A 5,055-nucleotide genomic window follows, 5' to 3' on the forward strand; every position below is an offset into this window, starting at 1 on the left:
TCCTTGATGACGAGTTTTTTGTAGACGCCGCCAAAGGGGTCACTCATCACGATTTCTTCAGCGCCGCTGCCACCCATGAATTCACCGGCGCTGAAGAGGTCGATGCCGGTGACCTTCAGCTTGGTGGACGTGAGCGAGCCGGAATAGCGGCCTATGCCGAACTGCGCCAGGTGGTTGGCTGCAACCTTGGCCTGTTCGAACAGCGGGGCCACGAGGCCATAGGCAATGCCGCGGTGGGCTGCGCATTCGCCGACCGAGTAGATGCGCGCATCGGTGACGGTCTGCATGGTGTCGTTGACCACGATGCCCTTGTTGCAGTGCAGGCGCATGGATTCCGCGAGCTGTGTGTTCGGCCGGATGCCGACCGCCATGACCACGAGGTCAGTGGCCACTTCCGTGCCATCCTTGAATTTGATCGAGGTCACGCGGCCGTCTTCACCACCCACCAGTTCCTGCGTCTGCGCGCCGATCATGAACTTGAGGCCGCGGTCTTCCAGGGATTTTTGTAGCAGCTTGCCCGCCACGTCGTCAAGCTGGCGCTCCATCAGCCAGGGCATGACGTGCACCACGGTGACTTCCATGCCGCGCAGCATCAGGCCGTTGGCCGCTTCCAGGCCCAGCAGGCCGCCGCCGATGACCACCGCTTTTTTGTACTTCTGGGCTGTGGCGATCATCTCGTTGGTGTCGGCGATGTCGCGGTAGGCAATCACGCCCTTGAGGTCTTTGCCGGGCACGGGCAGGATGAAGGGGTTGGAGCCGGTGCACATCAGCAGGCGGTCGTATTCCTCTTCGGTGCCGTCTTCGGCGCGGACCACGCGCTTGATGCGGTCCACTTCAACCACTTTTTTGCCGGCATGCAGCGTAATGTGGTTGTCCTTGTACCAGTCCCAGCTGTTCAGCACGATTTCGTCGAGCGTCTGCTCACCGGCCAGCACGGGGCTGAGCAGGATGCGGTTGTAGTTGGGATGGGGCTCGGCGCCGAAGACTGTAATGTCGTAGAGGTCGGGGGCGACCTTGAGCAGCTCCTCAAGGGTGCGAACGCCGGCCATGCCATTGCCGACCATCACCAGTTTTGATTTTTTCATGGGGCTACTCCAGATTGATTCGATGTCATTTTCAAGGTCCAATGTGCAAGCGTCATGCCACGGCGAACGCGGCAGCAGATGGGCAACGGGCGGGCTGGGCGCGGTGAATGGCCTCGGCGCCGGGATAAGGCGCAGCAACGCAGCGGTAGTTCGCCAACACCAGCGGATCTGTCTGATTTGTCAAAAATTGAGTGGAAATCATGATGCTCTCTCCCGGAAAAACAGGGATCCGGGCTGTCAACCCGGTATGAGGCACACCATTACGCACGTCGTTGTGCGCAGAACCCGCAGTGCATTCGCTAAGGTTGGGCGCGTCGTTACGCCCGCTGCAAATGACGCAAGACTTGTGCCATATCATTGGGATTCGCAGCTTTCCCGGCACCGGCGTGGCGGTGGCATGGCCTGCGACTTGCGAACTGTGTCGCTGTTCCCCGCTTAACCTCTTGATTTGTATGACCTCCGCATTGGTAAACCTGAACGGCCCTGGTGGCGCACATCCCCTGGTTTCAGACCTGGAGGCAGCTGGTATCCAGGTACTGGGGCCTGTGGATGAGCGCAGCAAACTGGTGCAGGAAGTGCTTCGGCAAGCACCCGATGTGGTGATTTGCCATGACCCGCTTCCGGGTGATGAGCTTTTCAAGGTGCTGCAGCTGGTGGCTGACACGGCGCCGTGTCCCGTCATTGTTTTCACCAGCGACACAGACGCGGGAAAGATCACGCGGGCCACCGAGGTGGGGGTTCATGCCTATGTGGTCAACGGTTATGGTGCGCAGCGCCTGCGGCCCCTCATTCACCTCGCCAAGGCGCGTTTTACCCGCGAGCAGGCCCTGCGTGCCCAGGTGCAGGAGGCAGCCAGCCGGCTTGAAGAGCGCAAGGCGGTTGATCGCGCCAAGGGCATTTTGATGCGGGCCCGGCAGATGTCGGACGACGACGCCTTCCATATTTTGCGGACCGCTTCCATGCATACCAACCAGCGGCTGGGGCAGGTGTCGGAGCACATCATCCATTCGGCGCGCTTCGCTGAGGATGTCAACCGTTCCGGCCAGTTGCGCATGTTGTCGCAGCGGCTGGTCAAGCTTGCCCTGTTGCAGCTGGCGGGTGTGCAGGCCGCCCGGGCCAAAGAGCTGCTGAAGGAGTCGGTGCTGCGCATCGACGCCAACCTGGTTTCGCTGGGGAAAAGCCTTTCGCAGCCCACATTTGGAGACCTGCTCGGGCAGGTGTCCATTACCTGGGGACGGCTCAAGATTGCCTTGCAGGACACGCCCGCCGCTGGCAGCATGGCTCACCTGGATGAACTGGCAGACCTGCTTTTGCAGGATGCCGAGCGCATGACCAGCAGCCTGGAGAGCGCCGGCGCAATGCCTCCCTTGCAGATGCTGAACCTGGCTGGCCGGCAGCGCATGCTGAGCCAGCGTTTTGCCAAATATGCCCTGCTCAGGGCCACGGGTGGCAAGGCAACGCTGGCCCGCAGCGAGGCCGGCATGGCCGAGTCCCAGGCGGCATTCGAGCAGGCCTTGCAATACCTGAACGACATTCCGCTGACCAGCAAGGACATCCGCCTGTCGCTGGACCGGGCGGCCATCAGCTGGCAGCACATGCGCGAGGGCGCGCTTGCCATGGACAAAGATCCCCGGCGCCTGGAGGGTCTGGCGACGGCCAGCGAAGACCTCCTCGACGTCTTTGAGCAGCTGTCGGCCCAGTACGAACACAGCATGCAAATGCTGGTGGGCTAGGGCCTGCACGCCAGTCGTGTATTGTTGCGATGCACCAAATTCGGGCATTAAACTTGCTTATCTTGGTGCATGGCATTTGATCTGGACATTGGCTTCGCTTCATTGGCGGGCCGCAAGAACACCAACGAAGACTTTTGCGCTGCGATGCTGCCCGAGGCGGGGCAGGAGGGTATGGGTTCCATCGTGGCGATTGCCGATGGCGTGAGCACAGGCGGCATGGGCCGTGAGGCGGCGCAGACCACCGTGACCAGCCTGGTCCGTGACTACTACGGCACGCCCGAAACGTGGGACACCACCGTGGCCCTGGACCGCATCATCGGGGCGCAAAACGCCTGGCTGGCGGGTATCAACCAGCGCCGCAGTCCGGCCATGGGCCTGACCACCCTCACGGCGCTGGTACTGCGCGGGCAGTCGTACACGCTGGCGCATGTCGGCGATTCGCRGGCCTATCTGCTGCGCGGCGGCAAAACCCAGCAGCTCACGCACGACCATGCAGTCAATCACCCGGACTTTCGGCACCAGTTGCTGCGTTCGGTGGGGGCCGAGGACCATGTGGTGGTGGACTACATGCAGGGTGACCTGCAGGTCGGCGATGTTTTTGTGCTGCTGACGGACGGCGTGCACGGCGTGGTGCGTGACGTGCGGCTGCAGGGTTTTGCCGATCTTGAGGCGTCTGCCGACGCCCAGCTTGCAAGTCAGAACCTGGTCGAGGCGRCCCTGGCGGCCGGCAGCAACGACAACGTGACGGCCGTAGTGGTGCGGGTGCGCGGTTTGCTCGACGCAACACTGCAGGACGTCAACCGCATTGCGCAGACCTTGCCCATTCCGCCCCGCCTGAAGGTGGGCGATGTGATGGACGGCCTGAGTGTGACGGCGCCGGTGGCCGACAACGGCATCAATGTGCTGTATCAGGTGCGCGATCCCGCTACACGGGTGCTGTATGCCCTCAAGACGCTGCACCCGTCGAGGTCGCATGACGAAGAAGAGCGTGCCATGCTGGCCCACGAGGCCTGGCTGGCCCTGCGCATGCAGTCGGGCAGGGCTGCAGGGCATCTGGTCAACCTCCATGAACGCCTGCCGAACGGTCAGGAGCGCAGCGCGTTTTACCTGCTGTATGACTGGCACAGCGGCGAGACACTTCAGCAGCAGCTTGACCGCCGCCACAAGTTCAGCGTGGAGCAGGTGCTGGGCGTGGCCACCCAGGCCGCGCGGGCGCTGGGCCGATTGCACCGCCAGTGCGTGATCCATCGCGACATCAAGCCCGCCAATCTCCATCAGGGCGAAGATGGCGTGCTACGGCTGCTGGATCTCGGCGTGGCATTGAGCGGGCGCGAGCCCGAAGCGATGCGAAAGCTGCACGCCGGCACGCCCAGTTTTATCAATCCCGAGCAATGGGGCTTCAGCGCAAGCAGCACAGATGGGCCGGAGGAGCTGCCCGATGCGCAAAGCGATTTGTTCGCGCTGGGTGTGACGCTGTACCAGTTGCTGACCGCGCGCCTGCCGTATGGAGAGGTGCTGCCCTACCAGGCTGGGCGGTATTACCGCGACCCTGTTGCGCCCAGCCGCATCAATCCCGAAGTGCCCATCTGGCTGGACCACGTCGTGCTCAAGGCCGTGGCGCGCGACAAGCRCCGGCGCTTCGAAACCGCCGAGGAATTGTTGCTGGCGCTGGAGCGGGGCGCCTCGCGGCCGCTGACAGCACCGCAGGCCACGCCTTTGATCCAGCGGGATCCTGTGATGTTGTGGAAGCTGCTGCTGGGCGTGAGTGTGCTGGTCAATGTGTTGTTGATTTACTGGTTGCTGTTTTTGCCGAGGTAGGGTGGGTGAGTATTGAATTGGGCTGTGGGGCAATGGGGACGGGCGCAAGTAGCTATTGAATTGATAGCGGCCTTTTTTTGGGGTTGTTGTTGGTTTGATGGAGGCGCTCTCGTCTGAATCCTGCTGGCCGGGGGTTGCCCGGCATGCAACTCACTTTCTTTTGCTTCGCCAAAAGAAAGTAAGCAAAGAAAAGGCGACCCTGGTTCCTGCGTCCCCGCGCTTCGCTACGGGCAACCTGCGGTRCTCKGTCCAGCCGGGGTCAAAAACAACTCGCCTKCGGCTCAAACAAGTTTTTGCCCTGATCCGYYTGRMCCTGCGCTCCTCGGCGCATMCASAAGGGGGTGGARACAGRAATACCRARCAGCCAAGACAAAACTCCGAAYACCWGAAGAAACAAGGACACGCCATGGCGTGTCCTT

General features: G+C 62.1%; 4 protein-coding genes. 2 read left to right on the forward strand and 2 right to left on the reverse strand.

Annotated features, from left to right (window positions below; genetic code table 11):
• The coding region (locus AC1D1P_RS13910; protein ID WP_477673394.1) for an NAD(P)/FAD-dependent oxidoreductase at positions 1-1,085 on the reverse strand (1,085 nt) is incomplete at its 3' end.
• A 52-nt stretch (positions 1,086-1,137) separates the two neighbouring features.
• Complete coding sequence (locus tag AC1D1P_RS13915) at positions 1,138-1,287, reverse strand: hypothetical protein (RefSeq protein ID WP_477671576.1); 150 nt, start codon at positions 1,285-1,287, stop codon at positions 1,138-1,140.
• Between the two features lie 250 nt (positions 1,288-1,537).
• Between AC1D1P_RS13915 and AC1D1P_RS13920 the strand changes: the two genes are divergently transcribed.
• Together AC1D1P_RS13920 and AC1D1P_RS13925 are read left to right on the forward strand one after the other, a co-directional pair.
• Positions 1,538-2,818, forward strand: a complete 1,281-nt coding sequence (locus AC1D1P_RS13920) for a type IV pili methyl-accepting chemotaxis transducer N-terminal domain-containing protein (RefSeq protein ID WP_477671577.1) — start codon at positions 1,538-1,540, stop codon at positions 2,816-2,818.
• Positions 2,819-2,887: 69 nt separating this feature from the next.
• Complete coding sequence (locus AC1D1P_RS13925) at positions 2,888-4,636, forward strand: bifunctional protein-serine/threonine kinase/phosphatase (protein WP_477673395.1); 1,749 nt, start codon at positions 2,888-2,890, stop codon at positions 4,634-4,636.
• Positions 4,637-5,055: the final 419 nt, after the last annotated feature.

This window comes from Polaromonas sp. P1_E1_2, from assembly GCF_056406035.1.